The 22899-nt window shown below is 40.6% G+C and carries 19 protein-coding genes; 8 read left to right on the top strand and 11 right to left on the bottom strand.

The genetic code is table 11. The annotated features are described in order from the left end of the window. Positions 1-710 precede the first annotated feature (710 nt). On the bottom strand, positions 711-1628 hold the full coding sequence (locus LMH66_RS16655; RefSeq protein ID WP_229371387.1) for a LysR family transcriptional regulator: 918 nt from the start codon (positions 1626-1628) through the stop codon (positions 711-713). Positions 1629-1735: 107 nt separating this feature from the next. Here LMH66_RS16655 and LMH66_RS16660 point away from each other — a divergent pair, with 107 nt between their 5' ends. Together LMH66_RS16660 and LMH66_RS16665 are read left to right on the top strand one after the other, a co-directional pair. After that, positions 1736-2182 carry a DoxX family protein gene (locus LMH66_RS16660; protein WP_229371389.1) on the top strand — a complete coding sequence of 149 codons (447 nt, stop codon included), beginning with the start codon at positions 1736-1738 and terminating at the stop codon, positions 2180-2182. 49 nt (positions 2183-2231) lie between these two features. Beyond that, complete coding sequence (locus LMH66_RS16665) at positions 2232-2945, top strand: pirin family protein (protein WP_229371391.1); 714 nt, start codon at positions 2232-2234, stop codon at positions 2943-2945. Positions 2946-3423: 478 nt separating this feature from the next. Here the strand turns inward: LMH66_RS16665 and LMH66_RS16670 are convergent, their stop codons facing one another. Next, the gene (locus LMH66_RS16670) at positions 3424-4908 is read right to left on the bottom strand and encodes an inorganic triphosphatase (protein WP_229371393.1); all 1485 of its coding nucleotides are present in this window, start codon (positions 4906-4908) and stop codon (positions 3424-3426) included. A gap of 224 nt (positions 4909-5132) precedes the next feature. Here LMH66_RS16670 and LMH66_RS16675 point away from each other — a divergent pair, with 224 nt between their 5' ends. The 6 genes from LMH66_RS16675 to LMH66_RS16700 all read left to right on the top strand — a co-directional run bounded on the left by LMH66_RS16675 (position 5133) and on the right by LMH66_RS16700 (position 11324). Beyond that, the gene (locus tag LMH66_RS16675; protein WP_229371395.1) at positions 5133-5816 is read left to right on the top strand and encodes a TIGR00153 family protein; all 684 of its coding nucleotides are present in this window, start codon (positions 5133-5135) and stop codon (positions 5814-5816) included. A gap of 25 nt (positions 5817-5841) precedes the next feature. Then, positions 5842-7110 carry an inorganic phosphate transporter gene (locus LMH66_RS16680; RefSeq protein WP_229371397.1) on the top strand — a complete coding sequence of 423 codons (1269 nt, stop codon included), beginning with the start codon at positions 5842-5844 and terminating at the stop codon, positions 7108-7110. A gap of 240 nt (positions 7111-7350) precedes the next feature. Continuing rightward, positions 7351-7941, top strand: coding sequence for a TIGR04211 family SH3 domain-containing protein (locus LMH66_RS16685; protein ID WP_229371399.1), 591 nt, complete (start codon positions 7351-7353; stop codon positions 7939-7941). A gap of 467 nt (positions 7942-8408) precedes the next feature. Beyond that, complete coding sequence (locus LMH66_RS16690) at positions 8409-9740, top strand: Na+/H+ antiporter NhaC family protein (RefSeq protein ID WP_102528227.1); 1332 nt, start codon at positions 8409-8411, stop codon at positions 9738-9740. 163 nt (positions 9741-9903) lie between these two features. After that, positions 9904-10608 (top strand): hypothetical protein, encoded by a 705-nt coding sequence (locus tag LMH66_RS16695; RefSeq protein ID WP_229371401.1) that lies wholly within the window; start codon positions 9904-9906, stop codon positions 10606-10608. 14 nt (positions 10609-10622) lie between these two features. Next, positions 10623-11324 carry a 23S rRNA pseudouridine(2604) synthase RluF gene (locus LMH66_RS16700; RefSeq protein ID WP_229371477.1) on the top strand — a complete coding sequence of 234 codons (702 nt, stop codon included), beginning with the start codon at positions 10623-10625 and terminating at the stop codon, positions 11322-11324. Between the two features lie 22 nt (positions 11325-11346). Here LMH66_RS16700 and LMH66_RS16705 read toward each other — a convergent pair whose 3' ends face one another. The 9 genes from LMH66_RS16705 to cobA form a co-directional block, all read right to left on the bottom strand. After that, positions 11347-13503: a S46 family peptidase gene (locus LMH66_RS16705; protein WP_229371404.1), complete on the bottom strand. Its 2157-nt coding sequence runs from the start codon at positions 13501-13503 to the stop codon at positions 11347-11349. Between the two features lie 319 nt (positions 13504-13822). Then, positions 13823-15028: an amino acid permease gene (locus tag LMH66_RS16710; protein WP_102528224.1), complete on the bottom strand. Its 1206-nt coding sequence runs from the start codon at positions 15026-15028 to the stop codon at positions 13823-13825. Positions 15029-15405: 377 nt separating this feature from the next. After that, positions 15406-16623: an NADH:ubiquinone reductase (Na(+)-transporting) subunit F gene (gene nqrF / locus LMH66_RS16715; RefSeq protein WP_229371406.1), complete on the bottom strand. Its 1218-nt coding sequence runs from the start codon at positions 16621-16623 to the stop codon at positions 15406-15408. Positions 16624-16699: 76 nt separating this feature from the next. Then, the gene (gene nqrE / locus LMH66_RS16720; RefSeq protein ID WP_055025195.1) at positions 16700-17308 is read right to left on the bottom strand and encodes an NADH:ubiquinone reductase (Na(+)-transporting) subunit E; all 609 of its coding nucleotides are present in this window, start codon (positions 17306-17308) and stop codon (positions 16700-16702) included. A 5-nt stretch (positions 17309-17313) separates the two neighbouring features. After that, entirely contained in the window at positions 17314-17934 is a 621-nt protein-coding gene (locus LMH66_RS16725; protein WP_102528222.1) for an NADH:ubiquinone reductase (Na(+)-transporting) subunit D, read from the bottom strand. After that, positions 17934-18704 (bottom strand): Na(+)-translocating NADH-quinone reductase subunit C, encoded by a 771-nt coding sequence (locus tag LMH66_RS16730; RefSeq protein WP_229371408.1) that lies wholly within the window; start codon positions 18702-18704, stop codon positions 17934-17936. The genes LMH66_RS16725 and LMH66_RS16730 overlap by 1 nt, the downstream gene beginning before the upstream one ends. Next, positions 18694-19911, bottom strand: coding sequence for an NADH:ubiquinone reductase (Na(+)-transporting) subunit B (locus tag LMH66_RS16735; RefSeq protein ID WP_229371410.1), 1218 nt, complete (start codon positions 19909-19911; stop codon positions 18694-18696). Before LMH66_RS16735 ends, LMH66_RS16730 begins: the two co-directional genes overlap by 11 nt. After that, entirely contained in the window at positions 19911-21272 is a 1362-nt protein-coding gene (locus LMH66_RS16740; protein ID WP_229371412.1) for a Na(+)-translocating NADH-quinone reductase subunit A, read from the bottom strand. Before LMH66_RS16740 ends, LMH66_RS16735 begins: the two co-directional genes overlap by 1 nt. Positions 21273-21812: 540 nt before the next feature. Continuing rightward, a complete protein-coding gene (cobA, locus tag LMH66_RS16745; RefSeq protein WP_229371414.1) occupies positions 21813-22634 on the bottom strand; it encodes a uroporphyrinogen-III C-methyltransferase in 822 nt (273 codons plus the stop codon). Positions 22635-22899 lie beyond the last annotated feature (265 nt).

Raw genomic sequence — 22899 nt, forward strand, 5'->3', positions numbered from 1 at the left:
TAGATGCAGCAGCGAGCTTCCAAAACATGGATGTTTTGGCAGAGCTTACATGGACTTACTTGTAGCGTCTCGCAGCTGTATCTGCACATAAGCCTGCGGCAGGCAATGGGTTAGATAGAAGTAATGATCTGCTGTAACTGAGCCAATATAAATGAAGTATAGAATTGGTGGTCTTAAACGTTTTTGCCCCAAAGCGAGTTGGCTCGATATTTCGTCAAATGTGGATTCAAAGCCATTTGGCATACAAAACCTAATCTAATTATGGATGAAAGGATTGAGCCTGAAGTTGATTCTTATGTTATTTCTGTTTTTGAAAATAACACTGGGTCATATACAAACCTACTTTTACTCTGACCCGATTAATTTGCTTATAAGTGTTAGCAGCTAATTCAAACGGTCACTTTTAAATTCAACAAAGCTTGCTCCAGACTTACTCCCTTTTAGCTGTATCTGTACAGTTATAATTATTGCCCAAGAGTTTGCCAATATTATCAATAAAAATAGCTTTACTGGGACCAAAAAACTAGCCTTTATATCTATGGTTATATTTCAGATGCTGATCGTCATGTATGGACTGTCGCGTGATAGTTTCAAAAGTAAAAGATGAACTTGAGTCGGGTAAAATAAACAAAGAAGAATTTAATATTATCAAAAATGAAGCATTCTAATCTTTCTATGGCGTTCAAAAAAATTAATTATGGGTGTCACTGTTAATTGCGATGCTTTCCCAGAAAAACATCGCTTTGTAGGGCTTGTATTTGCTCTACAAACCAAGCAAGCGCTTTGCCTTTATTATCTTTACGCCAAGCGACACATAAGTCGATAGCCCGAATTTCTGGCTTGTTGACGGATAACGCCACCAATTTCCCACTCGCCAATTCATCTTGAATACGATGGACCGGTAAATATCCAATCCCCAGCCCCAATTCTTGCAAGTCAATTTTTTGGACAATATTGGCGACGGTTATACGTGGCTGTCCATCAAGTAAGCCCGCTGAACGCAATGCGAGGTGCCTTGAGCTATCTGCCACAACAATTGATGGATATTGTTTAATAGAGTCGTTGCTTAGAGGTTGCGGTGCTCGTCGAATAGGATGGTCTTTAGCGACTGCAAAGATAAACTCAAGTTGACCGATAGGGATTGTCTTAAAGCTGTTGTTGCGCTCACTACCTTCAACACCAATGATAAGATCGCAACGCTCTGCACTTAAAGCATCCCAAGTACCACCAAAAACTTCTTCAGTAATTTTGATATCAATCCATGGATGAGTGACTTGAAACTGTTCAATTAACGCATAGATAGGCTTGAAACATAAAATACTATCGAGGGCGATCCGAATCTCTAACTCCCAACCACTCGCTGACTGTTTAGCCATATAGGTTAATTCGTTAGTTGCATCCAATATCAATCGACCTTGTTCAACAATCAATTTTCCAACAGCGGTTAACTCAGCCTTTCTTTTGCTGCGGTCAAAAATAGCAAGATCTAAGTCTTCTTCAAGTTTATTGACCGTATAAGAGATGGCCGAGGGCACCCGAAATAATTCATCTGCTGCCCCAGCAAAGCTTTTCTTACGTTCAATCGCATCCAGTACTTTTAATGCATCTAAAGTGATAGGTGAGTTCATTGTTCAATCCTTTTGAACTGGTTGTTCAATTATGATCGTTATTAATCGTCAGTACCTTTAAATATAATAGCTTCAACATTCAGAAACAATGAACTTAGGAAATAAATATGATTGCATCACAACTTAATAAAATGACAGCTTCAAGCCAAAACTGGACAGCTTTAGTATTGAGAATCCCAGTCGGATTAATTTTCATGGCGCATGGTGCTCAAAAGCTTTTTGCATGGTTTGGAGGATATGGTTTAGAAGGCACAGGGCAATGGATGGAATCAATCGGTTTAGCACCTGGTGTGCTTATGGCTTTCTTGGCCGGTAGCGCTGAATTTGTTGGCGGACTGTTCATTATTCTTGGATTGCTCACTCGCCCAACCGCACTGGTATTGGCAATAACCATGCTTGTGGCACTCTTTACTGTCCATTTTGAAAACGGACTGTTTATGGTCAATAACGGATACGAATTTGCTTTGTCTTTAGTTGTCATCAGCACAGCGCTAATGCTGCAAGGTGGCGGACGATTATCTATAGATAATGTCATTGCTAAGCGCACTCACTAACGCACTGCACAATTAACAACTTTTATTAGAATTCAACGAGGGTAACACCATGATTAAACTATATGCATTTAATGAGCTAGGTAAAGCGGATCACGGTTGGCTAAAATCGAGTCATCACTTTAGTTTTGCTAACTACTATAATCCACAACGTATGGGTTTTGGCGTACTGCGAGTTGTTAATGATGATTGGGTTCAGTCTGGAACGGGATTCCCTACTCACCCACACCAAGATATGGAAATTGTTAGCTTTGTTCGAACAGGTTCAATTACGCATAAAGACAGTGCTGGCAATAAAGGGGTGACACCTGCCGGAGAAGTCCAAGTGATGAGTGCAGGAACAGGGATTGCTCACTCGGAATATAATTTGACGAAAGATCCACTAACTTTCTATCAGATTTGGATTGAGCCTAATAAGCGTAACGTGGAGCCTCGTTGGGACACTAAACAATTCAGCAATGAGAACAACACAAACGGACTGCCATTATTAGTATCTGGATTCCCTGAAGATGAAGGTAGCGCGCTGTTTATTAATCAGCTAGCCCGGGTATATGGCGGAGTACTTAAAAAAGGAACCCGATTTACTCAAAAAATTGAGCAACAAATGTATGTGTTGGCATCTTCAGGTAGCTTTAAAGTTATGGATGATCAAACAGAAGTCGTCATGCAAAAAGGTGATGGCGCTGAAGTGACACTTCAAAAAACAATCACAATTGAAGTCTTAGAAGACAGTGAAGTGATTTTATTGGATGTGCCAGTAAATTAAGGCAAGTTTTAGTCAAGTATATTACTGCTTAACGCACTTCAATGATGAAGCTGAGTAAAGCAGTAAGTTTACCTTTTAAACAGAACAGGCTTTCAATTCGTTAAAATCTTCTTGTAGTGATCAAGTAAAATTGGCCACTACTTTGTAGTCAATTGATGTGTTTGGCATAGAATACGTTATCAGAAAGTTCAGCTGTACTTGTTCATCGTAACTCGGAATTGTCCAAAAGTGAGTTTAAAAATGATTAAACTTTATTATAAGGAAGTGCCTTTCATTCTTAGATAAATTATCAAACTATTGCATATTTATCATTCATAGCATCTTAAATTTTTATCAAACATTGTTATGGTCGTACATAACCAATAAAAAACCTATCATTTGATAGGTTTTTTTATATATTAAGCGATGGCTTAAATGAGTTATCTAGCACTGACTCTTATTAGATACCTGTGATTCGATACAAGTTGTTAGGAGTTTATCATTTCCAGTAAGGTTGATTACCAAGGGCGCTTTTTCTAGAGTGCTCCATCGCAAAAAGTAAACTTTGTGCTTTATCTTCCAACCAACTAGCGATTTCAATATCACTGTCTTGGGTGATTTCAGATAATAATTGATAACTGCCTAATGTTTGGATCCCTAACGCCAGGTCTTGCCAAGGGGCGCGAAAGGCTTCTCTATCTTCAGCTTGATATAACTCACCATAAGCAAAGCCAACCAAAATACTTTCGTCTAATCTCTGGGCAACCTTTTGATAATCCAAACTGTCCATTGCAGCTGTTACCGGCATTAAATTAACAATTTTTTGCCAAGAGTCCTGCTGTAAATGATTAGCGAATAAGCCAAGTTCAGGGTAATCCACCATCTGATGGCTACCGTTAGTGGTTTTTAATAATAAATCGACTAATGATAATTGCAGTTGTCCATACTCTGGCACTTGCCAAAGGTGAGCCAGTTTATGGCTTGAAACCAACTCAGTGACTTTTGTCATCACGAGTTCGGCGATCACGGTTTTATCTGCGCGTTTACCAAGTAACTTTTTTTGTTCATCTAAAATAAGACTTAAACTTTGCAATGGCTCAATGAACTGCATTTGCTGTTCTATTAATTCAAAATATTGCAAAACTTGCTTATTAAGTAACCCAAATTGACTCAAGGTCAGCCTTAATAATCTGACACATGCCCTGAGCTGCATCCAAAGTTTAGCTTGATGAGGAATATCTCGGGTTTCAATCAATAAGGACTCAATGATTTGCCAACGCTCGATACCTGTTTCCAGTAATACTTCTAAGGTTTTTGGCAAGCTCTTGTCTGTTGGCAGACAAATGTAATCTATCTTCTCTAGCGGAGCTGAATGTTGGTGCCCAGATAATTGATAACCACGCTGCGCCTTGCTGGCTTTACCTAGTCGAACCGGAATGGTGCGCGCCACTTCAATGGCAAGGTGTAATAAAGCTGATGCTTCACCTGCTAATAATTCAAACTCAATTTCACAAATAGGCTCTGATTCACCATTAGCAAGCACCTCACCGACATCAAATGCCACTTCAACTAAGCTACCTTCGATATAAATATGCCAAGCTTGGCGGGTAAAATTGGTCTCAAAAACACAATGTAGATCTTGTTGTAATCCGTCGATATCCGCTTCATTTGGCCAGATGTCTTTAGGAAACAAATTAAGAGAGGGTATTTTTTGTTCAATAGGGACATTGTATTCAGGTCGTGTATGAATACCACCAATAACTGAGCCTGCAGTTTTAATGGTTTGCTCTGTAAAGTTTTCACTACTTCTTACCCGCAATCCCATCTTCCAACGACGAAGTTGTAATGCCGCTGTATCGAAATATTTATTGGATAATTCACGGGTATTTTGTGGTGTGGATTCGCTCATTCCATTGAGTAATTTAACTAGTAAATCATGGTATTGCGACTGCATAAACAGCTTCAGTTCTATCTCAGCGTCCATTGACTTTCTACTCACCTTGTCATTAAATCTTCATAAATGCGTCATGTTAAGTTCATAATGTCACATTTCTGTAATAAAAATCCCTTAGGATTGCGCAACTCAGTTCTATATACTGAGCGCTAATAACTGTAGATTAAATTAAAAACACAGTTTCAATATGCGGACGCTTGAGGTAACATGCGCCCGTTTTTCCAACTTTGGAATCATTAAATAGGTTAACCGCAATGCCAGTAAACTCTATTTTAGGTGTGTTTGCAAAATCACCCCTTAAACCATTAGAACAGCATATAGATAAAGTTCACGAATGTGCATCTTTACTCGTACCCTTCTTTGAAGCAACGACTTCGGGTGATTGGGATGAAGCTGTAAATGTACGTAAGCAAATTAGCTTATTAGAAAATGACGCTGACGCGCTGAAGCGTGAAATTCGTCTTACCCTTCCTAGTGGGTTGTTCATGCCTGTTGAGCGTACTGACTTGCTTGAGTTATTAACTCAACAAGACAAAATCGCCAACAAAGCTAAAGACATCTCAGGCCGAATTATTGGTCGCCAATTAGTGTTCCCTCAACCAGTTCAAGCACCGTTTAACGCTTACCTCAAACGTTGTTTAGATGCTGTCTCTCTTGCTAAGCAAGCAATTAACGAACTCGATGACCTTCTTGAAACAGGTTTCCGTGGTCGTGAAGTCGAATTAGTCGCTAAGATGATCAATGAATTAGATCTGATTGAAGCTGATTCTGATGATTTGCAGATCCAAGTACGTCGTTTACTACTAAGCTTGGAAGCAGATTTGAATCCTGTCGATGTAATGTTCATGTACAAAATCATCGAATGGGTTGGAGGCTTAGCTGATTTAGCTGAGCGTGTAGGCTCTCGCCTAGAGCTAATGTTAGCTCGCAGTTCATAACTAACAAGGTTATCAAGGAAACAACATGGTTGATGTATTAGTCACCAATGGCCCAATGCTAATTGGTATTGCGGCTGTATTTGGATTTTTGATGGCATGGGGTATTGGCGCAAATGACGTTGCCAATGCTATGGGTACCTCAGTAGGTTCCAACGCCATCACAATCAAACAAGCAATTATTATTGCAATGATCTTCGAATTTGCCGGTGCTTATTTAGCAGGTGGTGAAGTTACCAGTACTATTCGTAAAGGTATTATTGACGCAAGTTTCTTCGTTGAATCGCCTGAATTACTGGTATACGGCATGATCGGCTCTTTATTAGCGGCAGGTTTATGGTTAATCGCGGCGTCAGCATTAGGCTGGCCTGTATCAACAACTCACTCTATCATTGGCGCCATTGTTGGTTTTGCTGCTGTAGGTGTTGGTACTGAAGCGGTTGAATGGGGTAAAGTTGTTGGCATTATCGGCTCATGGGTGGTAACACCTGCGATATCCGGTTTCATTGCTTTCATGCTGTTCCAAAGTGTTCAAAAGTTAATTTTCAACACCGATGACCCACTCGCGAACGCAAAACGTTTCGTGCCTTTTTACATGGGACTTGCGGGCTTTATTATGTCGCTTGTGACTATCACAAAAGGACTTAAGCACGTTGGTTTACACTTCTCTACAGTTGAAGCATACGGTTTAGCACTTGCTGTTGCTATCGGTGTAGGGATCTTCGGTAGAGTGGCTATTGGTCGCTTAAACATGCCAACCAATGTTAACCGTCAAGCTGAGTATGCAAACGTAGAGAAAGTATTCGCTATCTTAATGGTTGTTACCGCTTGTTGTATGGCATTTGCCCATGGTTCAAACGATGTTGCTAACGCAATTGGCCCATTAGCGGCAGTTGTTTCTGTTGTTAACAGTGGCGGTGAAATTGAGTCTAAAGCAGCATTAGCTTGGTGGATTCTACCTTTAGGTGCTGTTGGTATCGTAATGGGTCTAGCTATCTTTGGTAAGCGCGTTATGAAAACCATTGGTAAAAACATTACTCACCTAACGCCAAGTCGTGGTTTTGCTGCAGAATTAGCGGCAGCTTCAACGGTTGTCATTGCGTCTGGTACTGGTCTTCCTATCTCGACAACACAGACACTTGTTGGTGCTGTATTGGGTGTGGGAATGGCACGTGGTATCGCTGCAATTAATATCGGTGTAGTCCGTAATATCGTCATCTCTTGGGTAGTTACTCTCCCTGCAGGTGCTGCATTATCTATCTTATTCTTCTTCACCATTAAGGGTGTATTTAGCTAAGATAGCGATTGCTATATTGCTTAAAAATTGCTTAAAAGGCCGGTCATGAAAATGTCCGGCTTTTTTGTGGCTCTTTTTTGAGAGTTAAAATGCCTAATAAACTGTGCAATAAAAGCAATGATTGCAGCGTTTTTGACTAATAATGCACATTTACATCAGTAATACCGCTTATTTAAATAAGTCTTTGACGTTCTTCCTTGCAATCAAGTCACTAAATAAATAGCATGACGGATAGTTCTAATGGTATGGAAAAATAACGTGTTCAGAATGCTTACATTAGTAGCCCTGCTACTGCTCTCAAAAGGTTTAATGGCTCAGACGCATTACATTACTGACGATGTCTTTATTTACATCCACGGTGGTCCTGGTACTCAGTATCGTATATTAGGCAGTATTGAAGCTGGCCAGACAATTACCTTATTAAACGAGACGCAAAACGATTACAGTAAAGTTCGTGATCATAAAGATCGTGAAGGCTGGGTAAAGTCAGACTTGATTGAAACAGGTTCAAGCTTGCGAACTCGCTTACCGATTATTGAAGCTGAATTAGCGCAAACAAAATCAACCTTAGCGCAATTAGATCAAAGTTCCGAGTCTGTTGCACAACAGCTAACGTCTTCGAACAACCAAATTGCTTCGTTGCAATCAGAGTTAGCAAAAGTCACTAATGAACGTGATACAGCTAACCAGCAGCTGCAATCGATTAAAGATAATGCCCAATCTAAAATGTGGCAACAAGGCGCATTGATTGCAGGTCTAGGCGCATTAATTGGCATTATTTTGGTTTATTTACCAAGACCACAGCGTAAACAGAAAAGTCGCTGGATGTAACTTCAGCTATATAAGCTCACGCTATAAAGCCAATGCTCTGCATTGGCTTTTTTGTTGATTCCAATACAAGATCAAACCTGTTTTCTAATGCCCTTTATTCACCTTGTCAGTATTCAATTGCCCTTTACACGCGCATCAAAAACAACTGTAATCTGAACCCCAATTAAACCAACGGGTTTACGAGCCACTAGCTTTGCCTCACAACTTGCTTATAAATCCCGCTCACACAACATTTTTTATACGCAAATGTTAATTTTACAAAACGAAACCTAGTGTAGTTTGTAAAAGTTAGCTCAGAAGCAAAGAAGTCTAGACGTCTAGATTGACACTAATTTGTAGATCTCCTATGCTTGCCAGAACTTAAGAAGTCATCATAATACGACTATTAATGAAGAGTTTGCTAAAGTACTCAATTGCATCCATAGACGCATAACCAGTATCACTGAAATAAAAAAAGAGAGACGACCTTGACGACAAAAAATACAACTACGACGAGCCCAGCCTCCTTTATCGCTTTATTGCCTCTATTCGCCTTTTTAGCGCTATTTATCGGTGCTGGCGTTTACTTTCAAAGCCAAGGGGTAGATTTCGCTTTTTATCAATTACCAAGTGTCATCGCTATTTTACCTGCGATTATTTTGGCGCTATTGCTATCGAAGCAAAAACTAAATCAGTCTATTGATACCTTTATTGCGGGTATCGGTCACAGCAACATCATCGCGATGTGTTTAATTTACTTACTCGCAGGTGCTTTTGCATCTGTTGCTAAAGCCACTGGTGGTGTTGATGCAACCGTTGCACTAGGTCTTTCAATGATTCCTTCAAGCATGTTGCTTCCTGGCTTCTTTGTTATTGCCGCCTTCATTGCAACCGCTATGGGCACCTCAATGGGCACCATTGCTGCTGTTGCGCCAATTGCTTTAGGTGTTGCTGACCAAGCGCAAATTGATTACGCCCTAATGGCAGGTGCTGTTATGTCAGGTGCGTTGTTCGGTGATAACTTATCGATTATTTCTGATACCACCATTGCTGCAACCCGAACACAGGGCTGTGAGATGAAAGATAAGTTCCGCGAGAACTTAATCTTTGCCTTACCAGCATCATTAATCACGCTTGTGCTATTTGCTTTTGCAGGCCAAGGACAAGCTGAGGTCGCCGCGCAAGAAATTGATATCATCAATGTTATCCCTTACTTAACGATCTTATTTCTAGCAGTAGCGGGTGTGAATGTATTCGTTGTGCTAACCGTGGGTATTTTACTTGCTGGAGCAACAGGGCTGTTTGTAGCTGATTACGGTGTAATACAGTTTGGACAAGATATTTATGCTGGTTTCACTAACATGCAAGAAATCTTCATCCTTTCAATGCTTGTTGGCGGTTTAGCTGCACTAATGCAGCAGCAAGGTGGACTGAAGTTTGTCAGTGAAAAAATTGAATTACTAATCAAACGTTTCTCAAAAGCTAAAGGCGGCCAGTCAAGCCGAGCAGCTGAATTAGGTATGGCCAGTATTGTTGCAGCCACCAATACCTGTGTGGCAAACAACACTGTATCGATTGTCGTTGCTGGTGATATTGCTAAAGATTTAGCTCAAAAACATGGTGTTGAACCTAAACGTGCTGCAAGTGTATTAGATATCTTCGCTTGTATTGTTCAGGGTCTTATCCCTCATGGCGCCCAAGCATTATTGATAGCATCTACATTTGCTATTAGCCCATTAGCAGCCATCTCTTACGCTTGGTACTGCATGATTTTAGCGGTAGTCGCTGTAGCCATTGTGATTTTACGCAAGCGCAACTAATCAGCGCGGTTAGACGATAAGTTTAACGCTTTTAAAACCTGATATAGAAATGCCAACTGGCAATTTATATCAGGTTTTTTGTATCTCCCTCTTAATAAAATATGTCGATTAGTGATAATCTGTCACTAACAATTAGTTAACGAAAGCAGATATTAAGCCATTCATGAGTCAAACAATTGAAGCCAATAAACATTACGATTTACATTTAATGATTATTTTCATGTCTTTAGCGACGGCGTTGATCAGTGGTTTGGGGATTAGTACTGCACTTATTGCTGAGGTTGCTCGATTAGGAGTCAGTCCATTAAGTATTCGCGCTGACACCTTAGGCGACTACATGAGCTCGCCTTTAGCGATTGTATATAACATGGGCTTAGTGATTGGCGGCGCTTGTTTGATGCTTTCGATGCTGGCGCGATATTATGTTTTTACCGATGTATATAGCAGGATCATTACCATTACTGGCGCTATTCTAGGGGTATTGATTGTACTGATTGGTATTTTTCCAATTAACTTTCTTGAGCAACATCGTTTCTTTTCAACTGGTTATCTCATTTGTACTTTTGTACTGCACAGCTTTTGTTTCATTGATTACTTTAGAAAAAACATTTCACTTTCAACATCTTTATTTGGCTTTAACATTATTGGGCTAATTTTCTCTATTGCGTTAATGTATTTACTCAACTGGTCTACGCTTGATTTTGATCCTTGCACTCATAGAGTCGGCGATATTTGTTGGGTGTCTTTAGTCATGTGGGTACTGACTCAAGCCAATATATTATGGTGTGTCTTGCTGGGGCTAAATATGAAAAAAATGATTAAGTTTCAGCAAAAACAGCTATCAAACCTCACCTTTGCGAGCGATTAACCTTGTCAGTTAATATGCGTTTAGAACAATACCTCGCCCATTGTGGTGTCAGCTCAAGACGTCAAGCTCAGCGACTTATTGCTGCTGGTCGTGTCAGTTTTAACGGCCAACAGGCATCACCATTAGATAGAGTGAATCAATCTGCTGTTAATCCCAATATCTTATTGGATGGTGCGCCAATTGCCCCTATTGAAAGTAAACAGTATTGGCTGTATCACAAACCTGTAGGCATTGACTGCCGCTTATTGCCCGACCTTCCATCTAGTCTTATCCATATTCTGCCGCCCGCTCCTAGGCTCTATCCTGCTGGTAGATTAGATAAGGATTCACGCGGGCTGTTATTGCTCACAAATGATGGTGAATTAACCCACCGATTAATGCACCCAGATTTTGGCCATGAAAAAGTGTATCTAGTAACAGTAGATCGCCCTTTTAATGATGAGTTTATTGAGAAAATGAGCCAAGGGGTGAGCTATCGTGATGTCACCACTAAACCTTGTAAAGTTACCGCAGTCAGTGAGAATCAATTTCAAATTACGTTGACCCAAGGTTTAAACCGACAGATCCGCAGAATGGCTAAAGCTTTAGGCTATAACGTGATTGATTTGGTGCGTATGAGTATGATGAATTGCGAACTTTTGAACTTAGCAGAAAAACAAATGCGGCCCCTAGAGGCCGCAGAAATTTCGGTTCTAAGGCACCTACTGAAACTCTAGATGCCTGTAATGTATGAACCTTCTACTTAACGATTTCCATCTCTTCAAGTAAGTTATCAGCGTTATCTAAGTATTTCATAACCCATAACATGTAACGGCTATCCACTTGAATTGAACGGTTTGTCTCAGGATCGTAACCCCAATCACCAATAATACTCTCGTAAACACCATCAAATAGTAACCCCACCAGTTCAGCTCGACCATTTAAGGTAGGTGAACCAGAGTTACCACCGGTTGTATCAAGAGTTGATAAAAAGTTAACCGGTACAGAATCTAGAGATTTAACATAGTAATCGCCGTATTGCTTTTGGTTAATTAACTCAAGCTGTTTAGCTGGAGAGTTAAAAGGCTCGACACCAGTATCTTTCGCAACAATGCCTTCTAAACGAGTAAAAGGAACCGCCACTAATCCATCTTGTGGACTATAACCTTTCACATTACCAATGGTGACACGTAAACTTGAGTTAGCATCAGCATACACAGGCTTATCAAGTTCACGGTTGTAAGCAATAATCGCATCCATATACTGCGGGCGTACTTTCATTAAATCACCAGCAAGCTGCTTATTATCTAGCTCACGCTGCATTCTTTCATCATACGTACTAACAGCATATTGAATGAATGGATCTTTTGACTTCTTAAATTCAGCAACCGACTTATCCATCCACGCTAAGCGCGTTTCTTTGTCAGATAACGTAGTTTTAGCGTACATGTTATCAAGGTGCTTAGTGAATTTAGCTTCATCAAATGGCTGACCGATTGCAAAAGCTTTATCAAAGGCTGCTAGACGGTATTCGCTAGGTAATGCTGCGTATCGTTTAATCAAATCAGCAAGGATGGCTTTATCCACACTAGCGGCATAACGACGCTCAATACGCTCCATTCCAGAAGTGAAATTAGTCATATCACGTTCTTGATAGCCTGGTTCGCGATCCATATCTGGCAAGGTTTTTTCATTAGCAAGACGGTATAAACGACCCGCTGTACTCATCATGCTGCTATAGCCCATATAGCTCATCAGCACGTCACGCTCTTGACCTTGTTGCTCTTTAGCGATCAACTTATCAAGTTCAGCTAAAGTCTCACCATACTGCGATTGACGCTTCTTATCAGCTTTAATCCAATTAGCCAGTTTTTGCTCCAAGCCCTTACGCTCTTCAAGCATTGGCGATTTGCCATAAAACTCAATCATTGAAGTAAAGTTTTTAGCGTAGTTCGCTAAACCTGCAATAGCACTTTCATACTTAATGCGTTCGTCACTGCCTTCTGGTGCGGTTTCTTTGATGATTTCAATTAAACGCTCACGTAGTACTTTCCCTTCAGGGTAAGCCCACTCAAACTGATTTTCTACTTCGTTAGCTGTGCGGTAACGGTTTGTACGACCTGGATAGCCTGCTACCATCACAAAATCACCGTCACTCACACCTTTAGCTGATACTTTTAGAAAGCTTTTTGGCTCATAAGGCACGTTGTCTTTACTGAAATCTGCAGGTTTGCCATCTTTACCCACATAAGCGCGGTAGAAAGAGAAATCACCGGTATGGCGCGGCCACATCCAGTTATCAATATCACCACCATATTTACCCACGCTCGCAGCTGGATTATAGGTTAAGCGAACATCACGAATTTCCATTTGTTTAACTAAGTAATACTCAAGTCCACCGTGGAAACTATAGACCTTACAACGGTAACCATCTTCAGCTTCACACTCAGCTACAAGGGCTTTCTCTTTTTGCTCAATCCCTTTATAAAAATCGTTACCCACTTTATTCATTTCGCCAGATTTAACTTGATCAGTTACATCAGTCACTTCTTCTGTTACAAAGATGCGTGAACCAGGCGTTGCAGGTAATTCATCTGCATAGGTTTTTGCTAAGAAACCATCTTTTAATAAGTTTTTTTCTGGGGTTGAGTTGTACTGAATTGAGCCATAAGCACAATGATGGTTAGTGACAACTAACCCTTTTGGAGAAACAAATGATGCAGTACAACCGCCCAAGCTAATCACTGCGTTCATTGGGTATTCTGTCAATTTAGATATCGATTTAACATCAATCTCTAGCCCTTTTGCTTTTAACTCATCAGCCATTGCTGGGAGTTGATAAGGCTGCCACATCCCTTCATCTGCTTGTGCAGCAAATGAGGCCACGATTGCGGCGCTTAATAACCATGTTTTCATTGTAATAATTCCATTTTATAAGTGAGTGCACATCTAGCTTATTAACCTGATTTCAGGTTTATTATTCTTTTACGCCTATAAACTGCAGCACAATTATTGAAATGACAGATGATATAAAGCTCTTCTGTCCTTTGTGCTTGTTAAACACTTTGCGTATTTAACACATAAAAAAGTCAGGCATATAGCCTGACTTTATCATATCGAAAGAAGTTAAGAACAGTGGTTGTAAAACTCCGTTACATTCTTGTTGCATTACTTTCAACAATATCCACTTTTTAAAGTCGCTTTTGAAGTAACTTTTGAAGTAACTTTTGAAAAATTAGCCTAATGCCACCATTAGCTGAGCTAAAACAATCAGCGCACCCAAGATACCAGCAACACCCATAGCAAAGTTACCACCACTCACTTCATAACCGCCCATTTGCGCTTTACGTTGTTTTAGCGCCATCGCAATTGGCAAGAAAATAATCATAACGACTAACGGTATTGCTGCAAATCCCAGTACTTGGAAAAAGCCATCAGGGTAATACAGTGCACAAAGTAATGGTGGTACAAAGGTAATCAACCAGGTTTTAGCACGACCAGCAGCATCATCTCTTGCACGGGTTAATTCTGCAACATAGTCAAATAAACTCATGGTCACACCTAAGAAAGAAGTGATCAGTGCAAGATTTGCGAATAAATCAATAAACTGGCTCACGATAGCTGACTGAGCCACAGCCTGCAGCGCACTGACTAACTCAGGCAATGAACCTGCAAAGCCATGAACGGTTTCGCCGCCCAATGTACCAAGGGTAACGAGTAACCATAAGATGTAGCAAAATAGCGGAATAGTCGAACCTATTAATAGGATCTTTCTCAGTGACACTGCGTCACCATCAAGGTATCTAACGATGGTAGCAATACACACGTGGAAACCAAATGATGTAAACACTACTGGAATTGCTGCCAGCCATAATTGATCCAACTTATCGCCTTCAGCAACATTAGCTGAGAAGTTAGTTAACGAGGCAACAATATTAACTTCAGGTAATAAGAAAGCTACCACTAATACTAATAACACCACCATAGCAGTAAAAAGGACTCGCGAGACTTTATCAATCCACTTGACGCCCACGGCGATAATACCGCCAAAAAACAGCGTAAATAGTAATACTGAAATTTGATTATTTAAGTCTACGCCTAGTAACGGCTCTAAGCGGGATTCAAGTAATGAAGAACCGCCCATTAAATACACCATCGTCAGTGCAAATAATAAACTTAGGAAGGATGCACCTTGGATCAGTTGGCCTACTTTACCTAATGTTTTACCCGTAATGCCATGCACGTTGTCACCAACACCTGCACGTAAATTAATCTCTAACATCAGTAATGAGGTGTAAGCTGATAATCCCCAAATCACTACCAGCAACAAAATTGCTGGCATAATACCTAATGCTGCTGTCGCAAGGGGCAAAGCGAGCATGCCCCCACCAATCGCAGTTCCAGCCACAATGGCTATTGAGCCAAGCATTTTTAAATTCAAAACATGAGTCCCATTTAATTATTGGTCGTTATTATATTGCGCAGCTGAAGTCTTATTAATGATTCATGCTACTCATTTGACAGTATCAGATGCTTCTTGTAACAAGCAATAGGTATAGAGAGATAAAGGCTTACAAGCCCGTTAATAAACAATTACGCAACAATTTATTAAAAACTTTAACGCAACAATTTTGCAATGGCGTAGCATTACAACACTACATTAATTATTATCCAGAAAATGGCAGCGATAGGAAGGAAGAGTGGCGATATGAATTTTATAGCCTAATCGTTTACTCGAAATAAACAAGCATAAAAAAAGCCGAAACCTCAGTTTCAGCTTTAATAATATTGATTCAATCAAAACTTGTCTATTTCAGGCTAGTCACCAAAATCATCAAGTAAGATGTTTTCCTCTTCAACACCTAAACTTTCAAGCATGCTGATCACTGAGGAGTTCATGATTGGAGGGCCACACATGTAAAACTCACAATCTTCTGGCGCTTTATGATCTTTAAGATAATTTTCAAGCAATACAGTATGAATAAAACCAGTATAGCCTTGCCAGTTATCTTCAGGTAAGGGATCTGATAACGCTACATGCCAGACAAAGTTGTCATTTTCTGCAGCAAGCATGTCAAAATCTTCTTGGTAAAAAATCTCTCTAGCAGAGCGAGCACCATACCAAAATGACATTTTACGTTTGGTTTGCTTACTTTTAAGTTGGTCGAAGATATGTGAACGCATTGGCGCCATACCAGCACCACCGCCAATGAATACCATTTCAGCTTCAGTTTCTTTAACAAAGAACTCACCGAAGGGGCCTGAAATCGTCACTTTGTCGCCCGATTTCAAGTTAAAAATATACGATGACATTTGCCCTGGCGGTAAATCGTTGGTTGGTGGTGTTGCAATACGCACGTTGAGCATAATTGTCCCTTTTTCATCAGGGTAATTTGCCATTGAGTAAGCACGTAAGACATCTTCACTAACCGTAGAAACTAGATTAAATAATTCAAACCGTTCCCAGTCATCGCGATACTGTTCAGGAATATCAAAATCAGCGTATTTCACTTCATGTGCAGGTGCTTCAATTTGGATATAGCCACCCGCTTTAAAATGAACCTCTTCACCTTCAGGCACTTTAAGCAACAGCTCTTTAATAAATGTCGCTTGGTTATTATTTGAAATAACCTCACATTGCCACTTTTTAACCCCAAAGATTTCTTCGTCAACTTCAAGTTCCATATCCGTTCTAACGGCAACCTGACAAGCTAAACGACAACCTTCTTTTGCTTCTTTTTTGGTAATGTGGTCAAGCTCAGTAGCTAAAATATCGCCGCCACCAGATTTAACTGTCACACGACACTGACCACAGGTTCCACCACCACCACAGGCTGATGGAATGAAAATACTGTTACCTGCAAGTGCACCAAGCAGTTTATCCCCTGCAGGCGTACGCACACTTTTATCCGCTTCACCATTAATTCCAATGGTGACATCACCGGTATTCACCAATTTACTTTTGGCGAATAAAATTACCATTACCAGCAAGCTTACCACTATGGTAAACATGCCTATGCCAATTGCCATTTCCATTAAATGTACCTTCTCAACAATTTGTCATCACTCAGAGAATTCATATTCGATTGCATTGTCATTTTTAAGCACCACACTATAAGGTAATACCAGCGAAAGACATGAAACCCAGCGCCATTAAACCAGTCGTTATAAAGGTTATACCGATCCCCTGTAAGCCCAGCGGAATAGCATGAAACTTCATCCGCTCACGAAGACCTGCTAACAGAATAATCGCCATTGCCCAACCCACAGCACTACCACCTGCAAAGACCATCGACTCAACTAAGTTGTAGTCACGGTTTGCCATAAAAATAACCCCTGCAAAAATCGCACAGTTAACGGTTAATAGTGGCAAGAAAATACCTAAGGACTGGTACAGAGTTGGAATATAACGTTCAAGAAACATTTCCAAAATTTGCACCAAGGCAGCAATCACCCCAATAAAGGTAATAAGCTGCAAGTAGCTTAGATTTAATTCTGGAAATCCAGCCCAAGCCAGCGCGCCAGGTGCGAGTACATTTACATAGATAACTTGATTCAAAGGCACAGCGAGCATCATCACTACGATAACGGCAATACCTAAACCAAAAGACGTTGATACCTTTTTAGATACCGCAAGGAACGTACACATACCTAAGAAGAATGACAGCGCCATATTGTCGATAAACGCAGCTTGAATAAATAAATTAATATAATGTTCCATCGCCATTATCCTCTCTTACGCTGCACAACATTGATCGCCCAAATCATCACGCCGATCAAGAAGAACGCACTTGGCGGTAAGGTGAACATTTCGTTTGCAAGATACCAACCACCGTTTTCAATAGTGGTAAATATTTCATGGCCAAACAAAGTACCGCGACCTAATAGCTCACGCACAAATGCCACACCAAGCAATATCACGCCGTAACCCATGGCATTTCCTAACGCATCAACTAATGCCAGATGCGGAGGATATTTCATCGCGAAAGCTTCTGCTCGCCCCATGATGATACAGTTGGTGATAATCAAACTCACAAACACAGATAACTGCTTTGAAAGTTCGTAAGCCACGTCTTGTAACACCATATCAACGATAATAACCAGTGAAGCAATCACGGTCATTTGCGCAATAATTCGCACACTGTTAGGGATGAAGTTACGAATCGTCGAAATGATTAAATTCGACATGACCAATACAAACGTCACCGCCAATGTCATCACTAATGCCGTTTGCATTGAGTTACTAACAGCTAGTGCAGAACACACACCAAGCACTTGCATCGCGACTGGGTTATTAGCAAAAATAGGCGAGGTTAAGATCTGCTTTGTAGAAACTGCACTACTCATTATTTAGCCTCCGTAACAGCAAATTGCTTAAGAAAAGGTTGATAACCTTCAACACCAAACCAGAATTCAACTGCGCGTTGAATACCAACACCTGTTCTAGTTGCGCCACTCACGCCATCTACACCGTGAACATCGCCCTCTTTGGCGCCGCCTTTAACAACTTTAATCGCAATATTGCCTTTTTCATCAAATAACTGCTTACCTTTCCATAAGTCAGTCCATTCAGAATCCGTGACGAAATCAGCAATACCAGGCGTTTCACCGTGCTCATAGAAAATGATATTTTCTACCGTATTTAGATCAGGTTTTACCGCCAAGTAACCATATATCATTGACCATAAACCTTTACCGTAAATCGGCATGACCACACTGGTAAGCTGACCACTCTCATCACGTACTTCGAAAATACGGATGTCATTAGCACGAGTTTTAATCTTCGCGGTATCTTTTTTAGGTTTTGATGAGGTTTCTGGATTAATGGCCGCCATGCGCTCATCGAGATCCAGTAAGTTCTCTTGGGCAACAAACTCTCCTGATTCTAGGTTCACCATTTTCGGCGTCACACGCTCAGTAAATAATTCTCGGAAGTCACCAGCGCTAATATCAACATTAGCGGCGCGAAGTACAAACTGCTGCACCTCATCACGCTTTTTAACCAGTTTACGTTCTTTAAGAATTTCAACGGTACCGGTGATCATAAACGAACAAACTAAACTCAGGCTGATGATAAATATCATCGTGCCTGCGACAGTATCTTTCTTAAAGGCCATGACGTTTTAGTCTCCGTTTAATGTTGGCGCGAGCCACCAGATAATCGAATAGCGGAGCCCATAAATTGGCAAATAAAATCGCCAACATTATGCCCTCAGGTAATTTCACGTTCAGCACTCGAATTAACACCGTCATAAACCCAATCAATGCACCATAGGCATATTTCGCATTTCGAGTATAAGAAGCGGTAACAGGATCTGTCGCCATGAACATCATACCCAAGGCAAAACCACCAGTAACAAGGTGCCAAGTCCAAGGCATTGCAGCAATTGAGTTCTTGGCAGGGCCAAATAAGTTAAACAAGATAGCCGTAGCAATCATGCCCAACAATACGCCAGCAACCACTCGCCAATCAGCAACTCGAGTTAATAACAATACGCCGCCACCAATTAGGATAGCCAAGGTACTGGTTTCACCAATTGAACCTGGAGTGAAGCCTAAAAAGGCATCCATCCATTTAGGGTCAGATAATGCGCCAAGCCAACTCACATCTGCATAGAGATTTGCGCGACTGGCAGCAGCTTCAGTCAAGGTGGTCGCACCCGCGAAACCATCCACTGCAACAAACTGACTAATTGCCGCCACTTCAGTTGGATAAGCAAAATAAATAAAGGCGTAACCTGCAAGCGCAGGGTTTAAGAAGTTATAACCCATGCCGCCAAACATCTCTTTGGCTACTATGACACCAAAGCTCACGCCAACAGCAATAATCCATAACGGGGTTGAAACTGGCACTATGATTGAGAACAGTAATGCGGTGATAAAAAAGCCTTCATGCAACTCTTGCTTTCTCATCTTGGCAAAAATCACTTCCCAAAATAAACACACAATCAATGTGGCGAGATAGATCGGCACATAATAACTTGCGCCATAGGCAAATAAGCTGACTAAACCTGATTGGTCAGTTAACTGACCGAATAAGGTGCTAAAAATGGCTAACTGCCAACTTTCAGGCTGAGTTGCACCAGCAGCTATAGCAACTTGCGCTTGTAAACCTAGGTTATACATTCCGAAAAACAATACTGGCAATAAACACATGCCAACAATGTGCATGGTACGCTTAACATCAATGGCATCACGAACATGCACTTTACCTTTAGTACTGCGGCCACGTGCGATCCATAAAGAGCGCAAGTAGCTTTTCATCGAGTGACCGTGAGCGTAATAACGCTCTTGCTTACCCGGTTTGTTCTGTTGCTGACTCATTAACCTTCCCTCTCGATGATATCTAGGCAAGCACGTAATTCTTTACCAAAATCATATTTACCTGGGCAAACAAAGGTACATAAAGCTAAATCTTCTTCATCTAGCTCTAGTGCGCCCAGTAACTGCGCTTCATCGGTATCTCGAACCACTAAGTCTCTTACCAATAAGGTCGGTAAAATGTCTAATGGCATTACACGGGCTAATTGACCAAACGCCATCATTGCCCGCGGTGAACCACCTGCATGAGTAGTAAAATCGAATAACTTTTTAGTACGGCTAAAACCAGACATCATAATGCCGGTTAGCGAAAACTTTTCTTTGTTGCGTCGTACCCAAGGCAGAAGTTCATGACGTGCATTTTCAGTAAGCACACAAACTTGAGAATGGTAACGACCAAGGTAGTTATATACACCTATCGCTGTATGACCAGACAACACTGAACCAGAAACAACCCGTGATTGAATGTCTTTGAGTTCACTTTCAACCAATTCACTTAAGTCGCTCCCCATTTGCGTGCGAACCAAGCGTGGTTTAAGCACATTAGGGCCAGCTAAAGAAATCACTCTTTGATTAAATAATTCACCAGTTTGAAATAGCTTTCCAAACGCAATCACATCTTGATAGCCAATATGCCAAACCACTTTTTCGATATTAACTGGATGTAATAAATGAATATGCGTACCAACAAGACCCGCTGGGTGTACGCCGCCAAATTGATGCGATTCAACTTGTGGTAAATCATGACCGGGTAAACTGTCACCCTCATCATGGCACAACATCAGTTTACCATCGGTTAAACGGGTTAACGCCTGCATGCCGACATTAAAGGCCTGTTGCTGCTCAGCAATGATAATTCGAGGATCGGCAGCAAGTGGATTGGTATCCATTGCCGTAACGAAAATCGCCGTAGGCACAGTTTCAATCGCAGGGATGCGAGAAAATGGTCTAGTACGAAGCGCTGTCCACAAACCGCTTTTTACAAGATTAGCTTTTACCGCATCGCGCGTTAATGACATCACATCTTCTGACGATTCAAAAGAGAGGGATTCATCACCTTCACAACGAATAACAACTGACAATAACACGCGTTTCTCACCGCGATTTATTGCTATTACTTCACCGCTTGCTGGTGCTGTAAATAGCACGCCAGGTGTTTTCTTGTCTTCAAAAAGAGCTTGACCCTTTTTGACCATCTCACCTTCTTCAACAAGCATTGTCGGTTTAAGCCCAACATATTCTTCGCCAAGAATAGCAACACGAGAGGTTTGTTTAGCAGATTCAATGCTTTGTTGCGGTTGCCCCGCAATAGGCACATCGAGGCCTCGTTTAATAGTTATAACCTGATTTGAGGATCCAGCCATTACTTGTAACCTTTAAAATTCAGATAGCACATAATAAATAATTCTGTGAGCTAAATCCGCTATTGAAGTCACACCTTTAAAACAAATGTGAAATAAATGTACGGCAAAAATTGCTTCACGCTTGTAATTTTGAACTACATCCGATATTAAATTTCATTTTCGAAAGTTTAACACGTCGTAAAAAGAGGGATAATTAAGCAAATAACGCTTACCTAGCACAAGATACTATCAAATAACATAGACTGAGATCACAGTAAACTCAACAGAATCAGAATGACAATTACATGAAAAAACAAATGAGGATGTTATTTACGGGTTAAGTTTACCAGTTGTTGTTAAAAATAATCCCTATTCGCAAAAAATAAGTAAAAAAAAGACTGAAATAGTCATTCAGCCTTTTAACCGCAATTGTAATCATCAATATGGATTTAGTCCCAGATAGATTACTTATCGCTAAAATCAATAGATCGATTAATGTTTTGATTATTCTCAATTCACTGATGATGACTCAACAGTTAAATTTTATTAAAAATATATAAATTACAACCCTAAAGCGGTAATTTCAGAATGTATTTGCGATGGCGCTTTTTCAACTGGGTTAAACCAGTTTAATGAATCTGCAAGTTGAACCACTTCGCCAATGATCATCAAAGCTGGCATTTTTAACGCTGGATCTGCAGCGAGTTGAGACAACTCACTTAACTTGCCAATAAAACGCTGCTGCGATGATGTCGTTGCCTTTGACACTATCGCCACTGGCGTATCAGGGCAGCGCCCATGACTGATTAAACCTTCACTAATGATATTGGCATTTAAAATACCCATATAAACCACTAACGTATTATTCGAGTTAGCGTAACCTTGCCAGTCCATAGGACGACTTTCAATTTGGCAATGCCCTGTAATAAAAGAAACCCCTTGAGCGTAATCTCGATGGGTTAATGGGATCCCTGCATAAGCTGAAGTGCCACTTGCTGCAGTGATACCAGGTACAACCTCGAATTTAACATCGCTTTCAACCAATGTTTGTAACTCTTCACCGCCACGGCCAAAAATAAATGGATCGCCACCTTTTAAGCGCACTACATTTTTACGGGTATAGGCTTTAGTCACGAGTAGTTGATTGATTTCATCTTGTGCTGCACTGTGCTTACCTGCACGCTTGCCAACAGCAATCTTCTCTGCATGTTGTGGAATGAGATCAAGAATGTCTTGGCTGACCAGTGCGTCATACAAGACTGCATCAGCGTTCTTAAGCACTCGATAGGCTTTTAAAGTCAGTAATTCAACATCGCCAGGGCCTGCGCCAACTAACCATACTTTTCCTTTAGCCTGCTGACCTGGTATTGAAACTAACGCCATTACCTTTAACCCCACTTTATTCAATTAAGGCTAAATATAACGGTTTACATATTCCATATATAATAGATAAAACTTAGCTTTTATTCTTTTTGGTTATATAGAGTCGCGTTATCACTTGCTTTATGTTTATCTCAACAACATAAACTCACCTTCATATAGACCTAGTATTACATCTGCATCTAAATACATTTTAATCGCAGATTTTGTTTCACCTTTGTTATCGCAATGATAACCTGTCAAAAAATATAGAGATTAAAGAGGGTTA

It is taken from the genome of Shewanella sp. 10N.7 (assembly GCF_020806285.1).
Taxonomy (GTDB): domain Bacteria; phylum Pseudomonadota; class Gammaproteobacteria; order Enterobacterales; family Shewanellaceae; genus Shewanella; species Shewanella electrodiphila.

Coding starts and splice junctions, on each gene's coding strand:
- LMH66_RS16675 (WP_229371395.1), top strand. CDS start 5,133: ATGCCAGTAAACTCTATTTTAGGTGTGTTTGCAAAATCACCCCTTAAA.
- LMH66_RS16685 (WP_229371399.1), top strand. CDS start 7,351: ATGGTATGGAAAAATAACGTGTTCAGAATGCTTACATTAGTAGCCCTG.
- LMH66_RS16700 (WP_229371477.1), top strand. CDS start 10,623: ATGCGTTTAGAACAATACCTCGCCCATTGTGGTGTCAGCTCAAGACGT.
- LMH66_RS16695 (WP_229371401.1), top strand. CDS start 9,904: ATGAGTCAAACAATTGAAGCCAATAAACATTACGATTTACATTTAATG.
- LMH66_RS16730 (WP_229371408.1), bottom strand. CDS start 18,704: ATGGCCTTTAAGAAAGATACTGTCGCAGGCACGATGATATTTATCATC.
- LMH66_RS16660 (WP_229371389.1), top strand. CDS start 1,736: ATGATTGCATCACAACTTAATAAAATGACAGCTTCAAGCCAAAACTGG.
- LMH66_RS16740 (WP_229371412.1), bottom strand. CDS start 21,272: ATGGCTGGATCCTCAAATCAGGTTATAACTATTAAACGAGGCCTCGAT.
- nqrE (WP_055025195.1), bottom strand. CDS start 17,308: ATGGAACATTATATTAATTTATTTATTCAAGCTGCGTTTATCGACAAT.
- LMH66_RS16680 (WP_229371397.1), top strand. CDS start 5,842: ATGGTTGATGTATTAGTCACCAATGGCCCAATGCTAATTGGTATTGCG.
- LMH66_RS16655 (WP_229371387.1), bottom strand. CDS start 1,628: ATGAACTCACCTATCACTTTAGATGCATTAAAAGTACTGGATGCGATT.
- LMH66_RS16735 (WP_229371410.1), bottom strand. CDS start 19,911: ATGAGTCAGCAACAGAACAAACCGGGTAAGCAAGAGCGTTATTACGCT.
- LMH66_RS16665 (WP_229371391.1), top strand. CDS start 2,232: ATGATTAAACTATATGCATTTAATGAGCTAGGTAAAGCGGATCACGGT.
- cobA (WP_229371414.1), bottom strand. CDS start 22,634: ATGGCGTTAGTTTCAATACCAGGTCAGCAGGCTAAAGGAAAAGTATGG.
- LMH66_RS16670 (WP_229371393.1), bottom strand. CDS start 4,908: ATGGACGCTGAGATAGAACTGAAGCTGTTTATGCAGTCGCAATACCAT.
- LMH66_RS16725 (WP_102528222.1), bottom strand. CDS start 17,934: ATGAGTAGTGCAGTTTCTACAAAGCAGATCTTAACCTCGCCTATTTTT.
- nqrF (WP_229371406.1), bottom strand. CDS start 16,623: ATGGAAATGGCAATTGGCATAGGCATGTTTACCATAGTGGTAAGCTTG.
- LMH66_RS16705 (WP_229371404.1), bottom strand. CDS start 13,503: ATGAAAACATGGTTATTAAGCGCCGCAATCGTGGCCTCATTTGCTGCA.